Origin of the sequence: Bavariicoccus seileri WCC 4188 (genome assembly GCF_000421665.1) — a bacterium.
GTDB lineage: Bacteria > Bacillota > Bacilli > Lactobacillales > Aerococcaceae > Bavariicoccus > Bavariicoccus seileri.
Genome location: NZ_ATXL01000012.1, coordinates 19,404 through 38,296 on the forward strand (window position 1 = coordinate 19,404; position 18,893 = coordinate 38,296).

Consider the following 18,893-nt stretch of genomic DNA (forward strand, 5'->3'; position numbering starts at 1 on the left):
ATATCGCTCCTACCACTCTATCTCAGACACTGCTAGTGGGTGGTCATTATACTCTTCTTTAGAAACTGTTCCATTAAAAATATGAATGACGTGGTTCGCCATTTTAGCGATTTGTTGATTATGGGTGATTACTACAACAGTTGTCTTGGTATTACGACAGGTTTCTTCAAGTTGAGCTAATACTTGTTTACCCGTTTCAAAGTCAAGCGCTCCTGTAGGTTCATCACACAAAAGTAATGCCGGCTTTTTAGCAATTGCTCTGGCTATCGACACCCTTTGTTGCTCTCCTCCTGATAACTGTGCGGGAAAATGATCTTTCTTATCTTTCAGTCCGACAGAGTCAAGAACCTCTAAGACATTCAAGTCCGATTTTGTGATTTCTGCGGCTAGCTCAACATTTTCAAGCGCCGTCAGGTTAGGTACTAAGTTGTAGTTTTGGAAGATAAATCCCACTTTATTACGACGATAAGTAGTCAGATCTCGGTCTGATAGTTGTGCAATATCTTTCCCCTCAACGATTACTTCACCACTAGTCGGTCGATCCATCCCCCCCAAAATATTCAAAACAGTTGATTTCCCAGCGCCACTTGGTCCGAGAATCACCACAAAACTACCTGAATCAATATCAAAATTAATATCTTCATTTGCTTTAGTCAGAGCTTCCTTGCTCCCATAATATTTACATTCATGCTTTAAACTGATATAAGCCATTCCTTCCCCCACCTCTCACAAAAAGTATAGCATGGACTATCTTGTCACCCTAAGGATTCTAATTTACCTATTCCATTTGGACTGTCCAGACTGACTAGTCGTTCATCATCTATCGACCTTAATCATTCGAACTTTTAAATACTGGCTAAGTCGTGATGCTTTTGGATAAGGAAAATCACTCGGCAATCCATATTTAGCCACCCATTGAAATGAACAACCTAACTGCTCTAAAGTCTCTGTAATCATCCGGTCAAAGTCTGATGCTTTGAAGTTTGCTGCATTTGTGGACAATACTAATAATCCTGATGGCGCTAAGATTTTGACGCTATCTGCAATAAGATCCGCATAATTCTTTTTGACCGTAAAAACTTTCTTTTTGTTGCGAGCAAATGACGGTGGGTCACAGATAATCAGGTCATAGGAGAGTTGGTGACGAGAGGCATATTTAAAGTAATCAAATGTGTCCATCACATAGACTTTTTGCCCAGTGATAGGAATTTTGTTCAAGTCAAACTGCTCCTCTGTCAACGCACGTGTGCGATTAGCGAGATCAACACTTGTTGTGCTGTTAGCTCCACCCACTGCGGCAGCAACCGAAAAAGCTCCTGTATAACTGAAGACATTCAAGACATCTTTTTTTGTGCTATATTGCTCCTTTAGTGCCTTTCGCACCTCTCGTTGGTCGAGAAAAATGCCGGTCATCCAACCATCATCCAAGTGGACAGCATAGTTAACCCCATTTTCTAGGATTATAATCGGTTCGCTAGTCGGTGTCCCAAATACCCATTCACTTTCTGCTTCCTTTTCTCTTTGATACCGACGTTTTACAACCAGTCCCTTTATTAGAGGATGACCTGTCTCTACATCAGTAAACTCTTTCAAGGTATGGACGATGTCATTAAGATAGGTCGCTATACTTTTTGAGTATAGACTAATAACTCCATAACCATCATAATAATCCAGTGTAACGCCCCCCAAGCCATCTCCTTCACCATTAAAAAGTCTGAAAGCTGTTGTGTCTTTCTGATTAAATAGGTCTTTTCGCCTTTTTAGAGCCCTAGCAAATAAGTTAGGCAGTAACGATTGAAGATCACTGATTGCTTCGTCACTAATCAGCCAGCCAAATCCTTTTTGCTGTTGACCTAATAAAGCTGTTCCAATTAGTTTTCCGCGATTGTCTTTGAGCAGTACTAGCTCGCCATTATCTGATGCTTCTTCTTTTTTAAGTGAATTTTCTGTTATCAATGGATTATCCAGCGATATCTGGTGTCTTTTCGTTAATTGGATAGTTCTCACGTTTAACTTCCTCTCGATCTCTGTCTCTTGGTCACAGTTTCTATCTCTTGGTGACAGTCTCTGCCTCTCAATCACAGTTAATGCCTTTATTATAAGCGAGAAATGCTTGAGTCACTAACTCTTTGGTCAGTAATTGAAAATTGTTCTCTTTTTATTAAGAAAAACAGTATAAAAATCTAATTATCCGCATAAACACTGGACTTATCACACTTTATCAAGGTCAAAACCACTCAATTTACTACTAATTTACTACTTATGAATGAGCTTTGATACGACGATTTATCCTTGAAAAGTGAAGATACAAAGATACTTCTAATAAAAATTGAATATTTAATAGGTAGACACTTCAAAAATGAGGTGTCTATTTTTTTATCCAATTTTGAAAGGAAGTGAACTTATAAAAACAGAAAATCAAGAATCAAAGGGTCGCTCCCCTCCCTTAAAGACCATCAAACAGATAAGATTCATTCAACTATAAAAAAAGAAAGGATAGGTAAAAATATGGAACTTAAATTTGTGATTCCCAACATGGAAAAAACATTTGGCAATTTAGAATTTGCTGGCGAGGATAAAGTAGAACAGCGAAGAATCAACGGACAATTAACTGTCTTATCTCGAAGCTACAACCTCTATTCTGACGTTCAAAGAGCAGATGATATTGTGGTGGTGCTTCCTGCTGAAGCTGGAGAAAAACATTTCAGCTTTGAGGAACGTGTAAAGTTAGTCAATCCACGTATTACCGCAGAGGGCTATAAAATTGGTACTCGTGGATTCACAAATTACCTTTTACATGCGGACGACATGATAAAAGAATAAAGAAAGAGAGGAAAAATGATGAGATTACCTAATGGCATTGTATTAGATAAAGACGCTACATTTGGAGAATTAAAGTTTTCAGCACTCCGTCGTGAAGTGAGAATCCAAAATGACGACGGTACGGTATCAGATGAAATCAAAGAACGTACCTATGATTTAAAATCCAAAGGGCAAGGACGTATGATTCAAGTGAGTATTCCTGCCAGTGTTCCTTTGAAAGAGTTTGACTATAACGCAAAAGTGGAAATCATCAATCCAGTTGCAGATACCGTCGCCACTGCTACCTTTCGAGGGGCTGATGTTGACTGGTATATCAAGGCAGACGATATTGTATTGACGAAAGATTCTAATACCTTTAAAAATCAGCCACAACCTAAAAAAGAACCAGCTACAAATAAATAATTATGCTACTTCCATTAGAGAGAAAGGAGGAAATCCCACATGAAACAGCATGTCTTTCGTGGTAAAAGGATTCGTCCCAGTGACAAAGATTTAGTCTTTCATTTTACAGTAGCGTCCTTACTGCCAATTTTCCTGCTGGTTATGGGACTGTTTCATGTGAAGACAATCCAGCAGATTAACTGGCAGGACTTTAACCTATCACAAGTAGACAAGATTCACATTCCCTATTTAGTTATTAGTGTTAGTGTCGCAATTCTTGTCTGCTTGCTGGTGGCATTTCTATTCAAAAGATATAGATATGATACAGTAAAACAACTGTACCACCGTCAAAAGCTGGCTAAGATGGTACTTGAAAACAAGTGGTATGAATCGGAACAGGTCAAAACAGATGGCTTCTTCAAAGATTCGTCCAGTCGTACTAAGGAAAAGATAACCTACTTTCCCAAAATATTTTATCGCCTTAAAGATGGTTTAATACAGATACGAGTGGAAATCACGCTGGGGAAATATCAAGACCAGCTCCTACACTTGGAAAAGAAATTAGAAAGCGGATTGTACTGTGAGCTGACGGATAAAGAGTTAAAAGATTCTTATGTGGAATATACCCTGCTCTATGACACCATCGCCAGTCGTATTTCTATTGATGAAGTACAAGCCAAAGATGGCAAACTACGCTTGATGGAAAATGTGTGGTGGGAATATGACAAGCTCCCTCACATGCTCATAGCTGGTGGTACAGGTGGCGGTAAAACTTACTTTATCCTAACGCTCATTGAAGCCTTGCTTTATACAGATTCTAAGCTCTATATCCTCGACCCAAAGAACGCTGACCTTGCCGATTTAGACTCTGTGATGGGGAATGTCTACTACAAAAAAGAAGATATGCTTTCCTGCATTGATACGTTTTATGAAGACATGATGGCTCGCAGTGAGGATATGAAAGAGATGGAAAACTACAAAACAGGCGAGAACTATGCCTACTTAGGACTTCCTGCAAATTTTCTTATCTTTGATGAATACGTGGCTTTCATGGAAATGCTGGGAAATAAAGAAAATACCGCAGTCTTAAACAAGCTGAAACAGATTGTCATGCTAGGTCGTCAAGCTGGATTCTTTTTAATACTGGCTTGCCAACGTCCAGACGCAAAATATCTAGGCGACGGAATTCGCGACCAGTTTAATTTTAGGGTGGCACTTGGAAGAATGTCTGAAATGGGTTATGGCATGATGTTCGGAAGTGACGTACAAAAGGATTTCTTCTTGAAGCAAATCAAAGGTCGTGGCTATGTTGATGTAGGAACAAGTGTCATATCAGAATTTTACACGCCCTTAGTACCACAAGGACATGACTTTTTGGAGGAAATAAAAAGGTTATCCAACAGCAAACAGTCCACGCAGGCGACGTGCGAAGCGGAAGTCGCAGGTGTGGACTGATTTGCTGGCTGGTGTGGCGATAGCCACGCCAGCACTTAACCCCCGTATCTAACAGGGGGGTACAAATCGACAGGAAACAGGCAATAAAACAGTAGAAAATCCTTTGGTTACAAGGGATTTGGAAAATTTCGGTGTATGTCAAATGAGCTTTAAAAGTTGACATACGCCTTTTTGATTGGAGGAATTGAACTGAATGAACAAACTTGGGTACAGCATTTAAAGGAAAAACGCTTGGCTTATGGACTTTCTCAAAACCGACTGGCTATTGCTACAGGCATTACAAGGCAATATCTTAGCGACATTGAAACAAGCAAGGTCAAGCCATCAGAGGATTTACAGCAGTCCCTTTTAGAAACACTGGAACGCTTCAATCCCGACGCTCCCCTTGAAATGCTCTTTGACTATGTAAGGATTCGGTTTCCAACAACAGACGTACAGCATGTGGTCGAAGAAATTTTACGTTTGAAACTTTCCTATATGCTTCATGAAGATTATGGTTTCTATTCCTATACAGAACATTATGCTTTAGGCGATATTTTCGTCCTATGCTCTCATGAGCTGGATAAAGGGGTTCTGGTGGAATTAAAAGGTCGTGGGTGCAGACAATTTGAAAGCTATCTCTTAGCACAACAAAGAAGCTGGTATGAGTTCTTTATGGACGCTTTGGTGGCTGGTGGCGTGATGAAACGCCTTGACCTTGCCATCAACGATAAAACAGGGATTTTGAATATCCCTGTACTTACTGAAAAATGCAGACAGGAAGAATGTATCTCGGTCTTTCGCAGTTTCAAAAGCTATCGCAGTGGCGAGCTGGTACGCAAAGATGAAAAGGAATGTATGGGAAATACCCTTTATATCGGTTCACTACAAAGTGAAGTTTATTTCTGTATCTATGAAAAGGACTATGAGCAATACAAGAAAAATGATATTCCCATTGAAGACGCAGACGTAAAAAACCGTTTTGAAATCCGACTAAAAAATGAACGTGCCTATTATGCAGTCACTGATTTATTAGTCTATGGCAATCCAGAACGTACCGCATTTAAGATTATCAATCGGTATCTCCGTTTCGTGGATAAAGACGATTCAAAACCTCGTTCCGATTGGCAACTGAATGAAGAATGGGCTTGGTTTATTGGAAATAACCGTGAACGATTAAAATTAACCACAAAACCAGAGCCTTACTCTTTTCAGCGGACGCTCAACTGGCTTTCCCGTCAAGTCGCCCCTACATTAAAAGTTGCTATCAAACTTGATGAAATCAATCAGACGCAAATTATCAAAGACATACTCGACCATGCAAAATTAACGGAACGACACGAAAAGATTTTGAAGCAACAGTCAACAAGACATAAGGACGTGATAACTTAAAACCTTAACTCAAACTCATTGAATACAGAAAGGAGAACATTTTTATGAATTTTGGACAAAACCTATATAACTGGTTTCTATCAAACGCTCAATCACTGGTACTTTTAGCAATCGTTGTGATTGGCTTGTATCTTGGATTCAAGCGTGAGTTTAGTAAACTCATTGGCTTTCTCATCATTGCCATTATTGCGGTAGGATTGGTTTTCAATGCTTCTGGTGTGAAAGACGTGTTACTAGAACTATTTAATCGAGTTTTGGGGTCTTAAATTACACCGTTATTTTGTGGAAGATAAGTGGTTTTCTTATGTTCTGCAAAAGAATGGTACACCAAACGAAGTGCGGTAGGGGTTTTTGAATCTCTACAAAGAAAGGACGTGAATACATGGACGATATGCAAGTCTACATTGTGAATTTAGGCAAATACAATGAGGGTGAATTGGTCGGTGCTTGGTTTACCTTTCCCATTGATTTTGAAGAAGTCAAAGAGAAAATTGGCTTAAATGATGAATATGAGGAGTTTGCTATTCATGACTACGAATTGCCCTTTGAGATTGGCGAATATATGTCCATTAGCGAACTCAATCGCTTATGGGAAATCGTATCAGAACTACCCGAAGAACTACAAGCAGAGTTATCCGCTTTGCAACCCTATTTTGGGAGCATTGAAGAATTGAGCGAACATCAAGACGATATTATCATTCATTCCGATTGTGATGATATGGAAGATGTGGCACGCTATTACATTGAAGAAACAGGAGCTTTAGGAGAAGTTCCTGCAAACCTACAAAACTATATTGATTATCAAGCCTATGGTCGGGATTTGGAAATTGAGGGCACATTCATTTCAACCAATCGTGGGATTTTTGAAATCTTATACTAAATCTATCTGTCAATAGAAAGGTTGAATGGGATAAGAGAAGAAAGTTTGTAGGATTTTAGGTTGATGAATAAACACAAGAAAATACGGGTGCAGTAATCCTATCTTTGTTATTGCACCCTGTTTTAAAATTAAGTATTTAATCTTCATCAAAATCTAAAAACTTATGAGCAGGAATCTCTAGAATTTCAGCAATATCAAATAACGTACCAAGTGATACCGTTCGATTAATATTAGGAGCTTCCACTGCACCGATAAAGGAAAGATTCTTATCCAGTTTTTCCGCTAGTTGTTCTTGTGTCATACCTTTTAATTTCCTATAATAGCTGATTTTTAAACCTAATTTTCTGTATTTTACTTTATGTCCTTCTTTCAAGATACCACCCCATTTCATATATAAAATTCTATCAAAAGATATTGACTATTTGTATTTGATGTAATACAATAATTATTGTATAAAAAACAATAATAGTTATGCATAAAGCAATTTATATTGAATGGAGGGTTGTTATGACGGATTATCAAGCAATGTATACCGTATTGTTTCAAAAGGTTACGGGTGTGATAGAAGAATTACAAAATGTTCAACGCCAGACAGAGGAAATGTGTATATCTTCTGAACCGACAGACATCAGGGATATTGATAAGGTAAAAGATGAAAAGCCTGATAGGAAATAGGTAAAGGTGGGTGTAAAGAATGGGGAAGGTTCTACAGGCACTATATGGAGGAGAGATTTATCCAGAACGACAGTATCGTCCTAAGACTATGGAATATGAAAAATTGTGGAAAGAGTATTATAAAAATCATGAGGATTTTATAAAGAAAATCGGAAGTCCTCTTGATAAACAATTTATTCAGATATTAGACCAACAGATGGATATGTTCCCTCTTGAATTGTCAGAGACGTTTCTTGATGGTTTCCGTCTTGGAGCAAGAATGATGATAGAAATTTTGGGCGACGAAGATTAAAGAAAAATAACGAATACAATTCAAAAGATTAAACAAATGAATAATTAAATGAGCGATTAGAGAATCAAATCTAGTCGCTTTTTCCAAACTTAAAACAAATAGATTTTCTTTTTTACGGGGTAGTCAAGTGGCTACCTCTATTTTTTATGAAAGGATTGATAGCATGAAGAAAATACGAAGTTACACCAGTATCTGGTCGGTGGAAAAGGTACTCTATTCCATCAATGACTTTAGACTACCGTTTCCCATCTCCTTTACTCAAATGACATGGTTTGTCGTGTCGCTCTTTGCAGTGATGTTACTTGGCAACCTGCCACCCCTTTCACTAATAGAGGGGGCATTTTTAAAATACTTTGGTATTCCCCTTGCTTTCACGTGGTTTATGTCTACAAAAACCTTTGATGGTAAAAAGCCTTATGGATTTTTAAAGTCCATGATTGCTTATCTAGTACGACCAAAGCTAACTTATGCAGGTAAAACTATAAAACTCAATAAAAATCAGCCACAAGAAGCCATTACAACAGTTAGGAGTGAATTTTATGGCATATCCAATTAAATACATTGAAAATAATCTGGTCTGGAATAAAGATGGGGAATGTTACGCTTACTATGAGCTTGTTCCTTACAATTATTCCTTTCTTAGTCCAGAACAGAAAATACAAGTTCATGATTCTTTCAGACAGTTAATCGCACAAAATCGAGATGGTAAGATTCATGCCTTACAAATCAGTACAGAATCCAGCATACGTTCTGCACAAGAGCGTTCTAAAAATGAAGTCGCTGGCAAGCTCAAAGCGATTGCCTATGACAAAATCGACCAGCAAACAGACGCTCTAATCTCCATGATTGGCGAGTATCAAGTGGACTATCGCTTTTTCATTGGCTTTAAGTTACTGCTCAACGATCAAGAGTTTTCCATGAAAAATCTTACCGTTGAAGCAAAAAATGCTTTGTCTGATTTTGTCTATGATGTGAACCATAAGCTCATGGGCGATTTTGTCAGTATGAGTAATGATGAAATCTGGCGTTTTCAAAAGATGGAAAAACTCTTGGAAAATAAAATCTCCCGTCGTTTCAAAATCCGCAGACTGGATAAGGACGACTTCGGCTATCTGATTGAACATCTTTACGGACAGACAGGTACTGCCTATGAAGATTATGAGTACCATCTATCAAAGAAAAAACTGGATAAGGAAACCTTGATTAAATATTATGACCTCATTAAGCCTACTCGTTGTATGGTGGAGGAAAAACAGCGTTACTTGAAAATCCAGCAGGAAGACGAAACGATTTATGTTGCTTACTTTACCATCAACAGCATTGTCGGCGAATTGGACTTCCCGTCCTCTGAAATCTTCTACTACCAGCAACAGCAATTTACCTTTCCGATTGATACATCAATGAATGTGGAAATTGTGGCGAATCGCAAAGCCTTAACCACTGTCCGTAATAAAAAGAAAGAACTAAAAGACCTGGACAACCACGCATGGCAAAGTGATAACGAAACCAGTTCTAATGTGGCGGAAGCTCTGGAAAGTGTCAATGAGCTGGAAACCAATTTAGACCAAAGCAAGGAATCCATGTATAAGCTCTCTTATGTGGTACGTGTTTCCGCAAATGACTTGGACGAACTGAAACGTCGTTGCAATGAAGTCAAAGATTTTTATGACGATTTAAGCGTGAAACTGGTTCGACCCTTTGGGGATATGTTGGGCTTACATGAAGAATTTTTACCTGCCAGCAAACGATACATGAACGACTATATTCAGTATGTAACCTCTGATTTCTTAGCTGGTTTAGGTTTCGGTGCTACTCAAATGCTGGGCGAAAATGAGGGCATTTATGTTGGCTACAGCTTAGATACAGAACGCAATGTTTACCTCAAACCTGCCCTTGCCAGTCAAGGGGTTAAGGGTTCTGTAACCAATGCTTTAGCGTCTGCCTTTGTGGGTTCACTAGGTGGTGGTAAATCCTTTGCCAATAACCTTATTGTCTATTATGCAGTTCTTTATGGGGCACAAGCAGTGATTGTTGACCCGAAAGGAGAACGTGGCAGATGGAAAGAAACCTTGCCAGAAATCGCTCATGAAATTAATATCGTCAATCTGACTTCTGATGAGAAAAACAAAGGTCTACTTGACCCTTATGTGATTATGAAAAACCCAAAGGATTCTGAATCACTGGCAATCGACATTTTGACCTTCCTTACTGGGATTTCCTCTCGTGATGGCGAACGCTTCCCCGTTTTAAGAAAAGCCATTCGTGCGGTTACTAATAGTGAAGAAAGGGGCTTATTGAAAGTTATCGAGGAATTACGGGTTGAGGGTACGCCAATGAGTACCAGTATAGCCGACCATATCGAAAGTTTTACAGACTATGACTTTGCCCATCTACTCTTTAGTGATGGCTATGTGGAACACTCTATCAGTCTTGAAAAACAACTGAATATTATACAAGTTGCCGACTTGGTACTTCCCGACAAGGAAACCTCTTTTGAGGAATATACCACAATGGAGCTTTTATCCGTTGCCATGTTGATTGTCATTTCTACCTTTGCTTTGGACTTTATCCATACAGACCGTAGTATTTTTAAGATTGTGGACTTAGACGAAGCATGGAGCTTTTTGCAAGTGGCACAAGGTAAAACCTTATCTATGAAGCTGGTTCGTGCTGGTCGTGCCATGAATGCAGGGGTCTATTTTGTAACCCAGAATACAGATGACCTCTTAGATGAAAAATTGAAAAACAATCTGGGCTTAAAATTTGCCTTTCGTTCCACTGACCTGAACGAGATTAAAAAGACCCTTGCTTTTTTCGGCGTTGACCCAGAGGACGAAAATAATCAGAAGCGATTGCGTGATTTGGAAAATGGACAGTGCCTTATCAGTGATTTATATGGTCGTGTAGGTGTGATACAGTTCCACCCTGTATTTGAAGAATTGTTACATGCCTTTGATACCAGACCGCCTGTGCGAAAAGAGGTGTCAATGTGAAACCATCAATATTCAATAGAATAAAATTAAACTGGACGCTGAAACGTCTAGGTAAAGTGGCAATAACAGTGGCTTTCACACTAGTGATTGCCATTTTTCTTTTGTCGGTACTGGGAACAGTGGTTCAAGCTGGGGGATTGGTAGATGATACGGTCAATGTGGCAAATGAGTACAGCCGATACCCTTTAGAAAACTATCAACTGGATTTCTATGTTGATAATTCTTGGGGTTGGTTACCTTGGAATTGGTCGGACGGGATTGGAAAACAGGTCATGTATGGCTTATATGCCATTACTAATTTTATTTGGACGATTAGCCTATATGTTTCCAATGCAACAGGATTTTTGGTACAGGAAGCCTATTCCTTAGACTTCATTTCCGCAACTGCCGATTCTATCGGTAAGAATATGCAGACCCTTGCAGGGGTTACGCCTAGTGGATTATCAACAGAGGGCTTCTATGTGGGATTTCTCTTAATCTTGATTTTGGTTCTTGGGATTTACGTTGCCTATACAGGACTGATAAAGAGAGAAACCACAAAGGCGATTCATGCTCTTGTGAATTTTGTCATGGTCTTTATGATATGCTCCCCCTATATAGGACACTGAAATATAAAAGTCCTGTATAGGGGGGATTTTGTATGCCACAAAGAAAGATGAAACTCACTCCAGAAAAACGAGTAGAACTAGTAGAGAGCTATTTGAATGGTGAAGACAGTATGACCAGCCTAGCTCGCACTGCAGGCATTAGTCGGGGTGCTTTAAGTAACTGGATTATGCTTTATGAGAATGGGGGCCCTACTGGCTTATTAGCAAGACGGAAGAATACACACTATACGATTGAAACAAAGATTCAGGCTGTAACTGATTACCTAAATGGTTTAGGGAGTTTGTCGGAAATTACTAAGAAATACGGACTAAGACATCTTAACCAACTACGAGATTGGATAAAGATATATAATACTCATGGAAACTTCAAAACAGAAAGCGGTGGAAGTCAAATGAGTCAATCAAGAAAAACAACCTTCAAAGAACGAGTGGAAATTGTCCACTATTGTATTGTGCATGATCATAACTATGGTAAAACGGCTATCAAGTATCAGGTATCGTACCAACAGGTACGTAATTGGGTACTAAAATATGAGGAAATGGGCGAAGCCGGCCTAAAAGATCGCCGAGGACATCGAGCTGGAACAGAACCCAGTCGGACACCTGAAGAAGAACTGCGTGATCGACTGGCTGAACAAGAACGCAAAATCAAACGGTTAGAAATGGAAAATGATCTCTTAAAAAAAGTCAGGGAGTTAGAAAGGAAGTGGGACTAGAACTCATCCGTCATATCTTTGAATACCAAGCAATTAAGGAACTCCATGATCTCAAAAGTTATTCGATAAAACGAATGTGTGATTTTTTACACGTCTCCAGATCAGCGTATTACCGTTGGTTAAAGCAACCAAAACCAGCTCAAACTATCTTTAACGAGCACTTGGCAGACCTAGTAAGATATATCTATGAAGCAGATAACGACAAGGGGTATCGGAGAATCCGCGACGATTTGGTCCAAGACTTTGGTTTGCACGTCAATGACAAAAGAGTATTGCGGATTTGTCGTAGTCTTCAAATTAAATCTACCGTCAAACACCATCCAAACGGAATTACAAAAGCTTCCAATAATCCTTATCATATTGCCAAGAACTATCTAAATAGAAATTTCCATGCAGATAAACCAAATGAAAAATGGCTAACTGATGTCAGTGAATTCAAGTACACTCTAGAAAACCAAGTAAAGAAAATTTACCTTAGTGCCATTCTAGACTTAGCAGATCGGCGTATTGTTTCATTCATCATTAGCGATAGAAATGATAATAAGTTGGCTTTTGATACCTTTGACGAAGCGATTCGACTTGAGCCTGAGGCTCATCCGCTATTTCATAGCGATCGAGGGTTTCAGTACACCAGTAAAAACATGAGAACTAAAATCAAAAATCAAGGGATGAAACAAAGCATGTCTCGTGTTGCCCATTGTATTGATAATGGGCCAATGGAAGGGTTCTGGGGAACATTGAAACGAGAAAAATACTATCGTCATAAATTTACAAGACGCGAAGATCTCGTATCGATGATCGAAGATTACATCAACTACTATAACAATGGTCGTTACCAACGATGCTTGAAATCCAAAACTCCATTACAAGTTCACCAACAGCTTTTAATGGCAGCGTAATAATCGTATCTCTTAGCTGTGCGAAACAAAGGACATTTCACACAGCTAAGAGATACGCAACCGAGCGCAGCCGAGGTTTAAAAAAAAGAAAAACAAAAGAACTGTTTGCCACAAAATTAGCAAACAGCTCTCTAAAAATTTTATTATATTTCCGTGTCCACTTGACGGGGAGCCAACCATTATCCTATCGGCTTCTTTTATTGCTTATGCTCCCGACTATATCGGGAAAATCAATGACTTTTCATCAGACATCAGTCATGCCAGTTTGTCACTGGGTACAAAAATTGTCATGCCCCATTCCGACAGTCAAGGCAAAGACAGCGTGGACTTAATCAGAGATAGCTTATTTTCAATACAGGTTCAACAGCCTTGGTTACTGCTTCAATACAATAATGCAGATATGGAAAGTATCGGGGTAGACCGAGTGGAAAGCCTGCTTTCAACCAGTCCAGATTCTAATAATGGCGAAGACAGAGAAAATATTGTGATTGAAGAAATTGAGGATAGAAACAATACCAATCTAACCATTACAAAGACTATTAACCGTTTAGGAACAGTCTTCTTCCTCTTTGTCTTTAACATTGGCATTTCCATATTCGTATTCCTTTTAACAGGAATCATGATTTTCTCCCAGGTACTCTTTATCATCTATGCCATGTTTCTGCCTATAAGCTTTATTTTAAGCATGATTCCGTCCTTTGATGGTATGTCCAAACGAGCCATTACCAAACTCTTTAATACCATTTTGACAAGGGCTGGAATCACATTGATTATTACAACAGCCTTTAGTATTTCAACCATGCTCTATACCTTATCGACAGGTTATCCGTTCTTTTTGATTGCCTTTCTACAGATTGTGACCTTTGCAGGAATCTACTTTAAGTTGGGCGATTTAATGAGTCTATTCTCCCTACAAAGCAACGATTCTCAAAGTGTCGGTAGTCGTATCATGAGAAAACCTCGTATGCTTATGAACGCTTACATGCACCGACTACAGCGTAAGCTTGGACGCTCCATGACTGCTTTAGGAGTTGGGTCTGCCATTGCCAGTGCGACAGGTAAAAAAGGACAGTCGGGTTCGGGAAGTTCTGCCAGAACACAAGCAGATCACTCACGACCAGACAAACAGGAAAAAGCGTCCCTTGGAAAACGTGTCGGGCAAACCATCGGTACGGTAGCAGATACCAAAGACAGAATCAAAGATAGTGCTGGCAACTTAAAAGAACAGGTAAAGGATATGCCGACCAATGCAAAATATGCAGTCTATCAAGGAAAAGCCAAAGTGGCGGATAATGTCCGTGACTTGACAACCAGTATCTCACAAACCAAATCGGATAAAGCCAGTGGACGCAAGGAACAGCAGGAACAAAGACGACAAACCATTGCGGAACGTCGCTCTGAAATGGAACAGGTCAAACAGAAAAAACAGCCTGCTTCTACAACTCATACAAGACCTACTACCAGACAGGAACAATTCCATGAGCGTCCGACTACTGCTCAACAACGACAAGAAGAGAAATCCCATCAACAACCGACACAACGAGCGACTGTACAGGCTTCACACATGGAATCACAACAAGCAAAACAAGAGCGTTCTACTGTTAAGCCAGATTCTTCAAGTCCAAAAGTGGAACGTCAAAACAATACAGCACAAGAGCGAACATTTCAAAAGCCATCAACCACCACAACGTATAGAACGTCACAACGTCCAATTACAAAAGACCGTCCGACTACCATTCAGAGAGTGCCAATAAAAAATACCAAGACAAGACCACCACTAAAAACCGCCACTATCAAGAAAGATGGTAGGAAATCATGAAACTAAAATATCTAGTGATTGGTGGTGCTGGACTGTTTTTGATGGTCTTCTCTCTACTTCTGTTTGTCGCCATTTTATTTTCTGATGAAGAAAGTGGCGACGGTTCTAACTTTCACTATGGCGGTGTGAGTGTTTCCCCAGAAGTACTGGCTCATCAACCTTTGGTAGAAAAATACGCTAGAGAATATGGGATTGAGGAATATGTCAACGTACTTCTAGCGATTATACAGGTGGAATCGGGCGGTACTGCGGAAGATGTTATGCAGTCCTCGGAATCCCTCGGTCTTCCTCCTAATTCACTTAGTACAGAAGAATCCATTAAACAAGGCGTGAAATACTTTGCGTCCTTGTTTCAAACAGCAGAAAACAATGGCAGTGATTTAAACGCAGTCATTCAGTCCTATAACTATGGCGGTGGTTTTCTCAGTTACATTTCCAATCGTGGCAGTCAATATACCTTTGGACTGGCTGAAAGTTTCTCTAGGGAATATTCGGGTGGCGAAAAAGTTTCTTATCCTAATCCAATAGCCATACCCATCAATGGGGGCTGGCGATACAACTATGGCAATATGTTTTATGTACAACTGGTAACCCAATATCTTGTCACAACACAATTTGATGATGATACCGTACAAGCCATTATGGACGAAGCCTTGAAATTTGAGGGCTGGAAATATGTCTATGGTGGAGCTTCCCCCACTACTTCATTTGATTGTAGCGGACTGACCCAATGGACGTATGGCAAAGCTGGAATCAACTTACCAAGAACCGCACAACAACAATATGATGTGACCCAACATCTCCCACTATCTGAAGCACAAGCTGGCGATTTAATTTTCTTTCACTCTACCTATAACGCTGGCTCTTATATTACACATGTGGGCATATATCTTGGCGATAACCGTATGTACCACGCAGGAGACCCTATCGGTTACGCTGACTTAACTAGCTCTTATTGGCAACAGCATTTAGTGGGAGCAGGACGAATCAAATAACGAGAAAGGAAGATGAATAATGAAATTTAGGAAAAAGCAGAATAAAGAAAAACAGACACCAAAGGAAAAGAAACCTCGTGTCTATAAAGTCAATCCTCGTAAAAAGGTTGTGATTGCCTTATGGGTGCTTTTAGGGCTTAGTTTCAGCTTTGCCATATTCAAGCACTTTACAGCCATTGATACCCATATCATTCACGACACAACCATCATAGAAAAGGAATATGTCGATACCCATAATGTAGAAAACTTTGTAGAGAACTTTGGGAAAGTCTACTATTCATGGGAGCAATCCGACAAGTCCATTGATAATCGAATGGAAAATCTGAAAGACTATCTAACAGATGAACTACAGGCTCTCAATGTCGATACGATTCGTAAAGATATTCCTGTATCGTCTTCTGTAAGAGGATTTCAGATATGGACGGTAGAACCAACTGGCGACAATGAGTTTGATGTGACTTACAGTGTAGACCAGTTGATTACAGAAGACGAAGATAAAAAGACCGTTCATTCTGCCTATGAAGTAACGGTCTATGTTGACAGTGATGGAAATATGGTACTGATTAAAAATCCGACGATTACCAGCGTTCCAGAAAAATCAGATTATACACCAAAGATAAAAGAAAGTGATGGCATGGTTGATTCCACCACAACCAATGAAATCAATGAGTTTCTAACAACGTTCTTTAAACTCTACCCGACCGCAACAGTAAAAGAACTTTCTTACTATGTAAATGATGGGATTTTGAAGCCAATCGGAAAAGATTATGTATTTGAAGAACTAGTAAATCCTATTTACAATCAAAAGGATAATCAAGTCATGGTATCACTGGCAGTGAAGTATCTCGACCAGCAGACCAAAGCAACCCAAGTGTCACAATTTGATTTGGTGCTAGAAAAGAACGGGGATAACTGGAAGATTATTGAGTAATAAAAATAGCGTATAGCTTACATACTTGTATACTATACGCTATCTTTAATAATAAATTGTATAATAGTAACATCATCTTGATATTTTTTTAAAGAAACAAATTTTAGGAAGATTATGAAAATGTGAATAGCATCTTTGCTATTTGTGGGGAGAGCTGTTTTATTTTACTGTTATGTTCAACATAGATTTGTCCTGCGAAGTCATTTTTCTCTTTCAAAACTAATTTTGATTCAATTTTAATATCTAGTTCTTTCAATAAGTCTAAAAGTTCCTTATGATCTAGGACTCTCTTAAGTATAAATATATCTCCTGTTCTACAATCATATAATCTTTTATCAGCTATAGGAGCAGATTCTCCAGATAAATCAGGAATTGGATTACCATGAGTACAATACTTCGGTTCTCCTAGATAATGATAAAGAGATTGAATCACTTTATCACTACTGGAATGCTCTAGTTCTTCCGCATCATCATGAAGATGCGTCCATGAAAACTGTAGCTCTTTCTGTAAAAAAACTTCCCACAAACGATGTGCTCTAACCATTCTCAGTGCTTCGTTCAGTCCTTTCTCTGTTAATGAGATTCCTTTGTAACGTTTAAAAATCACGTATTCTTTCCCAACAAGCTTTTTTACTTTCTCATTCACACTTTGATCGGAATAGCCAAAATTTTCAGCAAGTTCCGCTATTGTAATCAATTCTTTTCCTCTTTCAACTGATAACTCATATATTTGCTTTAAATAATCTTCCTCAGAACGAAACAAAACAATCTCCTCCTAATTTCCTTATAAATCATTTTGATATTTCGTGTATCAGAACCGATGCTTATTCAAGGTGTTACAAATGAACGCAAGTTTGTTTGTCTACTAATGCCAATGATTTCTGACTCTCTTCTTATAATAGTATTATAGCACATATTTTTAATTTAAGGATTACATTAAAATTATTATATTGTATACGTTAATTTATGATATAATATTTGAAACATCAAAGAAATGACACGTTTTTTACAATTAAATTTAGTGCCTCATACAATAAATACCAAAATTTAAGTTAGGAGGATTTCTATGAAAGAAATTGATTATAGTCAATGGAAGATGAGTTTACTCTATGAAAATGAAAATAAAAGAATATATATAGACCAATCATCAGGCTTTAAATACACTATTTATAAGTTGTTCTCAGGGATTGAAGTAATGCATTGTAATTTTGTTAATAATGATCAGTGGTCTAAACCTGCGACCTTTAAAGTTCCAAAATATTTTCAAATCGCCTATAGTCATAACGGAGTATTTCAACTTGAACTAAATAAAGGAAAAACTGTTTGGTGTGATCCTGGTGATTTATATGTTTTTCATGATATTAACAAAAGACATTATTCTGATATTTTAACAACTGATTTTCATGGTTTTCATTTGATAATTACGCCTGATATGATTGATAAAGCAACTCATGATTATTTTATAAAATATTTTAAACTAAGCATCGCTGATTTATATAAAAAAATTCATGGATTAAGACCCATGTTTAAACTTAAATCTTTTGACAATGCTGTTCATATTTGTGAAGAATTGTATGAAAATATTTTAGAAGAAATGATTGGTGTAATGCGAATTAAAACGATTGAACTACTGTTATTATTGTATAAAACAAATCTAGATCAAATTCATATTTATAGGAGTTTTACGAAAGAAACCATTGAGAAAACAAGAAAGGCAAGAGCATATATGGACGAAAATTTAGATAAAAATATTACTGTTGAATACTTATGTATTAAATTTGATTTGACTCTTACATTATTCAAAAATTGTTTTAAAGAGTTGTTCCAGCATGCGCCATACGAATACTATTTAAAGACAAAGATGGCGAAAGCAGCAGAATTGTTAGAAAATACAAAGCAAGACATTCTGTCCATAGCTTTAGAGGTTGGATATGTAAACTCCAGTAGCTTTGCTCGTGCATTTAGAAAAATTTATAACACTTCTCCTAGTAAATTCCGAGAAAATAAGCTATTTACTAAAACTCAATAAAATTAGATTATTTTTAATTTAATCTC

Annotated in this window: 19 protein-coding genes and 2 pseudogenes; 17 read left to right on the plus strand and 4 right to left on the minus strand. The window is 38.2% G+C overall.

The features are described 5' to 3' along the window. Nucleotides 1-9: 9 nt before the first annotated feature. The gene (locus tag H541_RS0103955) at nucleotides 10-711 is read right to left on the minus strand and encodes an ABC transporter ATP-binding protein (protein WP_022796049.1); all 702 of its coding nucleotides are present in this window, start codon (nucleotides 709-711) and stop codon (nucleotides 10-12) included. 105 nt (nucleotides 712-816) lie between these two features. Further along, complete coding sequence (locus H541_RS0103960; RefSeq protein WP_022796050.1) at nucleotides 817-2,007, minus strand: class I SAM-dependent rRNA methyltransferase; 1,191 nt, start codon at nucleotides 2,005-2,007, stop codon at nucleotides 817-819. Nucleotides 2,008-2,508: 501 nt separating this feature from the next. On the opposite strand from H541_RS0103960, the gene H541_RS0103965 reads away from it, so the two are divergent. The 6 genes from H541_RS0103965 (at nucleotide 2,509) to H541_RS0103990 (ending at nucleotide 6,910) form a co-directional block, all read left to right on the plus strand. Next, nucleotides 2,509-2,823 carry a YdcP family protein gene (locus H541_RS0103965; RefSeq protein WP_026501602.1) on the plus strand — a complete coding sequence of 105 codons (315 nt, stop codon included), beginning with the start codon at nucleotides 2,509-2,511 and terminating at the stop codon, nucleotides 2,821-2,823. A gap of 15 nt (nucleotides 2,824-2,838) precedes the next feature. Continuing rightward, nucleotides 2,839-3,225, plus strand: coding sequence for a YdcP family protein (locus H541_RS0103970; RefSeq protein ID WP_022796051.1), 387 nt, complete (start codon nucleotides 2,839-2,841; stop codon nucleotides 3,223-3,225). Nucleotides 3,226-3,264: 39 nt separating this feature from the next. Next, nucleotides 3,265-4,659: an FtsK/SpoIIIE domain-containing protein gene (locus H541_RS0103975; RefSeq protein WP_022796052.1), complete on the plus strand. Its 1,395-nt coding sequence runs from the start codon at nucleotides 3,265-3,267 to the stop codon at nucleotides 4,657-4,659. Nucleotides 4,660-4,833: 174 nt separating this feature from the next. Then, nucleotides 4,834-6,030: a MobT family relaxase gene (gene mobT, locus H541_RS0103980; protein ID WP_026501603.1), complete on the plus strand. Its 1,197-nt coding sequence runs from the start codon at nucleotides 4,834-4,836 to the stop codon at nucleotides 6,028-6,030. A 44-nt stretch (nucleotides 6,031-6,074) separates the two neighbouring features. Next, the gene (locus tag H541_RS0103985; protein WP_022796053.1) at nucleotides 6,075-6,296 is read left to right on the plus strand and encodes a hypothetical protein; all 222 of its coding nucleotides are present in this window, start codon (nucleotides 6,075-6,077) and stop codon (nucleotides 6,294-6,296) included. A 116-nt stretch (nucleotides 6,297-6,412) separates the two neighbouring features. Then, on the plus strand, nucleotides 6,413-6,910 hold the full coding sequence (locus tag H541_RS0103990; RefSeq protein ID WP_022796054.1) for an antirestriction protein ArdA: 498 nt from the start codon (nucleotides 6,413-6,415) through the stop codon (nucleotides 6,908-6,910). A 136-nt stretch (nucleotides 6,911-7,046) separates the two neighbouring features. Here H541_RS0103990 and H541_RS0103995 read toward each other — a convergent pair whose 3' ends face one another. Continuing rightward, nucleotides 7,047-7,283 (minus strand): helix-turn-helix domain-containing protein, encoded by a 237-nt coding sequence (locus H541_RS0103995; protein WP_026501604.1) that lies wholly within the window; start codon nucleotides 7,281-7,283, stop codon nucleotides 7,047-7,049. 134 nt (nucleotides 7,284-7,417) lie between these two features. Here H541_RS0103995 and H541_RS13380 point away from each other — a divergent pair, with 134 nt between their 5' ends. From H541_RS13380 to H541_RS0104045, 10 genes and pseudogenes are all read left to right on the plus strand, one after another. Further along, nucleotides 7,418-7,585, plus strand: coding sequence for a hypothetical protein (locus H541_RS13380; protein WP_022796056.1), 168 nt, complete (start codon nucleotides 7,418-7,420; stop codon nucleotides 7,583-7,585). A gap of 19 nt (nucleotides 7,586-7,604) precedes the next feature. Beyond that, the gene (locus H541_RS0104005; protein ID WP_022796057.1) at nucleotides 7,605-7,877 is read left to right on the plus strand and encodes a DUF6809 family protein; all 273 of its coding nucleotides are present in this window, start codon (nucleotides 7,605-7,607) and stop codon (nucleotides 7,875-7,877) included. Between the two features lie 163 nt (nucleotides 7,878-8,040). Further along, entirely contained in the window at nucleotides 8,041-8,433 is a 393-nt protein-coding gene (locus tag H541_RS11510) for a conjugal transfer protein (protein ID WP_033420767.1), read from the plus strand. Beyond that, nucleotides 8,417-10,870: a conjugal transfer ATPase TcpF gene (gene tcpF / locus H541_RS0104015; RefSeq protein WP_022796059.1), complete on the plus strand. Its 2,454-nt coding sequence runs from the start codon at nucleotides 8,417-8,419 to the stop codon at nucleotides 10,868-10,870. Before H541_RS11510 ends, tcpF begins: the two co-directional genes overlap by 17 nt. Continuing rightward, nucleotides 10,867-11,475 (plus strand): annotated as a pseudogene (locus tag H541_RS0104020) (CD3337/EF1877 family mobilome membrane protein); the annotation flags it as partial. The gene tcpF and the pseudogene H541_RS0104020, both read left to right, overlap by 4 nt. 35 nt (nucleotides 11,476-11,510) lie before the next feature. Then, nucleotides 11,511-12,194: a helix-turn-helix domain-containing protein gene (locus H541_RS13500; RefSeq protein ID WP_026501606.1), complete on the plus strand. Its 684-nt coding sequence runs from the start codon at nucleotides 11,511-11,513 to the stop codon at nucleotides 12,192-12,194. Then, a complete protein-coding gene (locus tag H541_RS13505; protein ID WP_205617802.1) occupies nucleotides 12,185-13,093 on the plus strand; it encodes an IS3 family transposase in 909 nt (302 codons plus the stop codon). Before H541_RS13500 ends, H541_RS13505 begins: the two co-directional genes overlap by 10 nt. Before the next feature lie 181 nt (nucleotides 13,094-13,274). Beyond that, a pseudogene (locus H541_RS11515) lies at nucleotides 13,275-14,912 on the plus strand (CD3337/EF1877 family mobilome membrane protein); the annotation flags it as partial. Beyond that, on the plus strand, nucleotides 14,909-15,907 hold the full coding sequence (locus H541_RS0104040; RefSeq protein ID WP_022796062.1) for a bifunctional lytic transglycosylase/C40 family peptidase: 999 nt from the start codon (nucleotides 14,909-14,911) through the stop codon (nucleotides 15,905-15,907). The pseudogene H541_RS11515 and the gene H541_RS0104040, both read left to right, overlap by 4 nt. Before the next feature lie 16 nt (nucleotides 15,908-15,923). After that, nucleotides 15,924-16,838, plus strand: a complete 915-nt coding sequence (locus H541_RS0104045; protein WP_026501608.1) for a conjugal transfer protein — start codon at nucleotides 15,924-15,926, stop codon at nucleotides 16,836-16,838. Between the two features lie 112 nt (nucleotides 16,839-16,950). On the opposite strand, the gene H541_RS11520 is transcribed toward H541_RS0104045, so the two are convergent. Further along, complete coding sequence (locus H541_RS11520; RefSeq protein ID WP_022796064.1) at nucleotides 16,951-17,601, minus strand: metal-dependent transcriptional regulator; 651 nt, start codon at nucleotides 17,599-17,601, stop codon at nucleotides 16,951-16,953. A 303-nt stretch (nucleotides 17,602-17,904) separates the two neighbouring features. Here H541_RS11520 and H541_RS0104055 point away from each other — a divergent pair, with 303 nt between their 5' ends. Continuing rightward, the gene (locus tag H541_RS0104055; protein WP_022796065.1) at nucleotides 17,905-18,867 is read left to right on the plus strand and encodes a helix-turn-helix transcriptional regulator; all 963 of its coding nucleotides are present in this window, start codon (nucleotides 17,905-17,907) and stop codon (nucleotides 18,865-18,867) included. Nucleotides 18,868-18,893: the final 26 nt, after the last annotated feature.

Bases quoted from the DNA above. Each gene is read 5' to 3' on its own strand.
- H541_RS0103955 (WP_022796049.1), bottom strand. From the start codon at position 711: ATGGCTTATATCAGTTTAAAGCATGAATGTAAATATTATGGGAGCAAG.
- H541_RS0103965 (WP_026501602.1), top strand. From the start codon at position 2,509: ATGGAACTTAAATTTGTGATTCCCAACATGGAAAAAACATTTGGCAAT.
- H541_RS0103990 (WP_022796054.1), top strand. From the start codon at position 6,413: ATGGACGATATGCAAGTCTACATTGTGAATTTAGGCAAATACAATGAG.
- H541_RS11510 (WP_033420767.1), top strand. From the start codon at position 8,041: ATGAAGAAAATACGAAGTTACACCAGTATCTGGTCGGTGGAAAAGGTA.
- H541_RS0103975 (WP_022796052.1), top strand. From the start codon at position 3,265: ATGAAACAGCATGTCTTTCGTGGTAAAAGGATTCGTCCCAGTGACAAA.
- H541_RS0103985 (WP_022796053.1), top strand. From the start codon at position 6,075: ATGAATTTTGGACAAAACCTATATAACTGGTTTCTATCAAACGCTCAA.
- H541_RS0104055 (WP_022796065.1), top strand. From the start codon at position 17,905: ATGAAAGAAATTGATTATAGTCAATGGAAGATGAGTTTACTCTATGAA.
- H541_RS0103970 (WP_022796051.1), top strand. From the start codon at position 2,839: ATGATGAGATTACCTAATGGCATTGTATTAGATAAAGACGCTACATTT.
- H541_RS13380 (WP_022796056.1), top strand. From the start codon at position 7,418: ATGACGGATTATCAAGCAATGTATACCGTATTGTTTCAAAAGGTTACG.
- H541_RS13500 (WP_026501606.1), top strand. From the start codon at position 11,511: ATGCCACAAAGAAAGATGAAACTCACTCCAGAAAAACGAGTAGAACTA.
- H541_RS0104040 (WP_022796062.1), top strand. From the start codon at position 14,909: ATGAAACTAAAATATCTAGTGATTGGTGGTGCTGGACTGTTTTTGATG.
- tcpF (WP_022796059.1), top strand. From the start codon at position 8,417: ATGGCATATCCAATTAAATACATTGAAAATAATCTGGTCTGGAATAAA.
- H541_RS0104005 (WP_022796057.1), top strand. From the start codon at position 7,605: ATGGGGAAGGTTCTACAGGCACTATATGGAGGAGAGATTTATCCAGAA.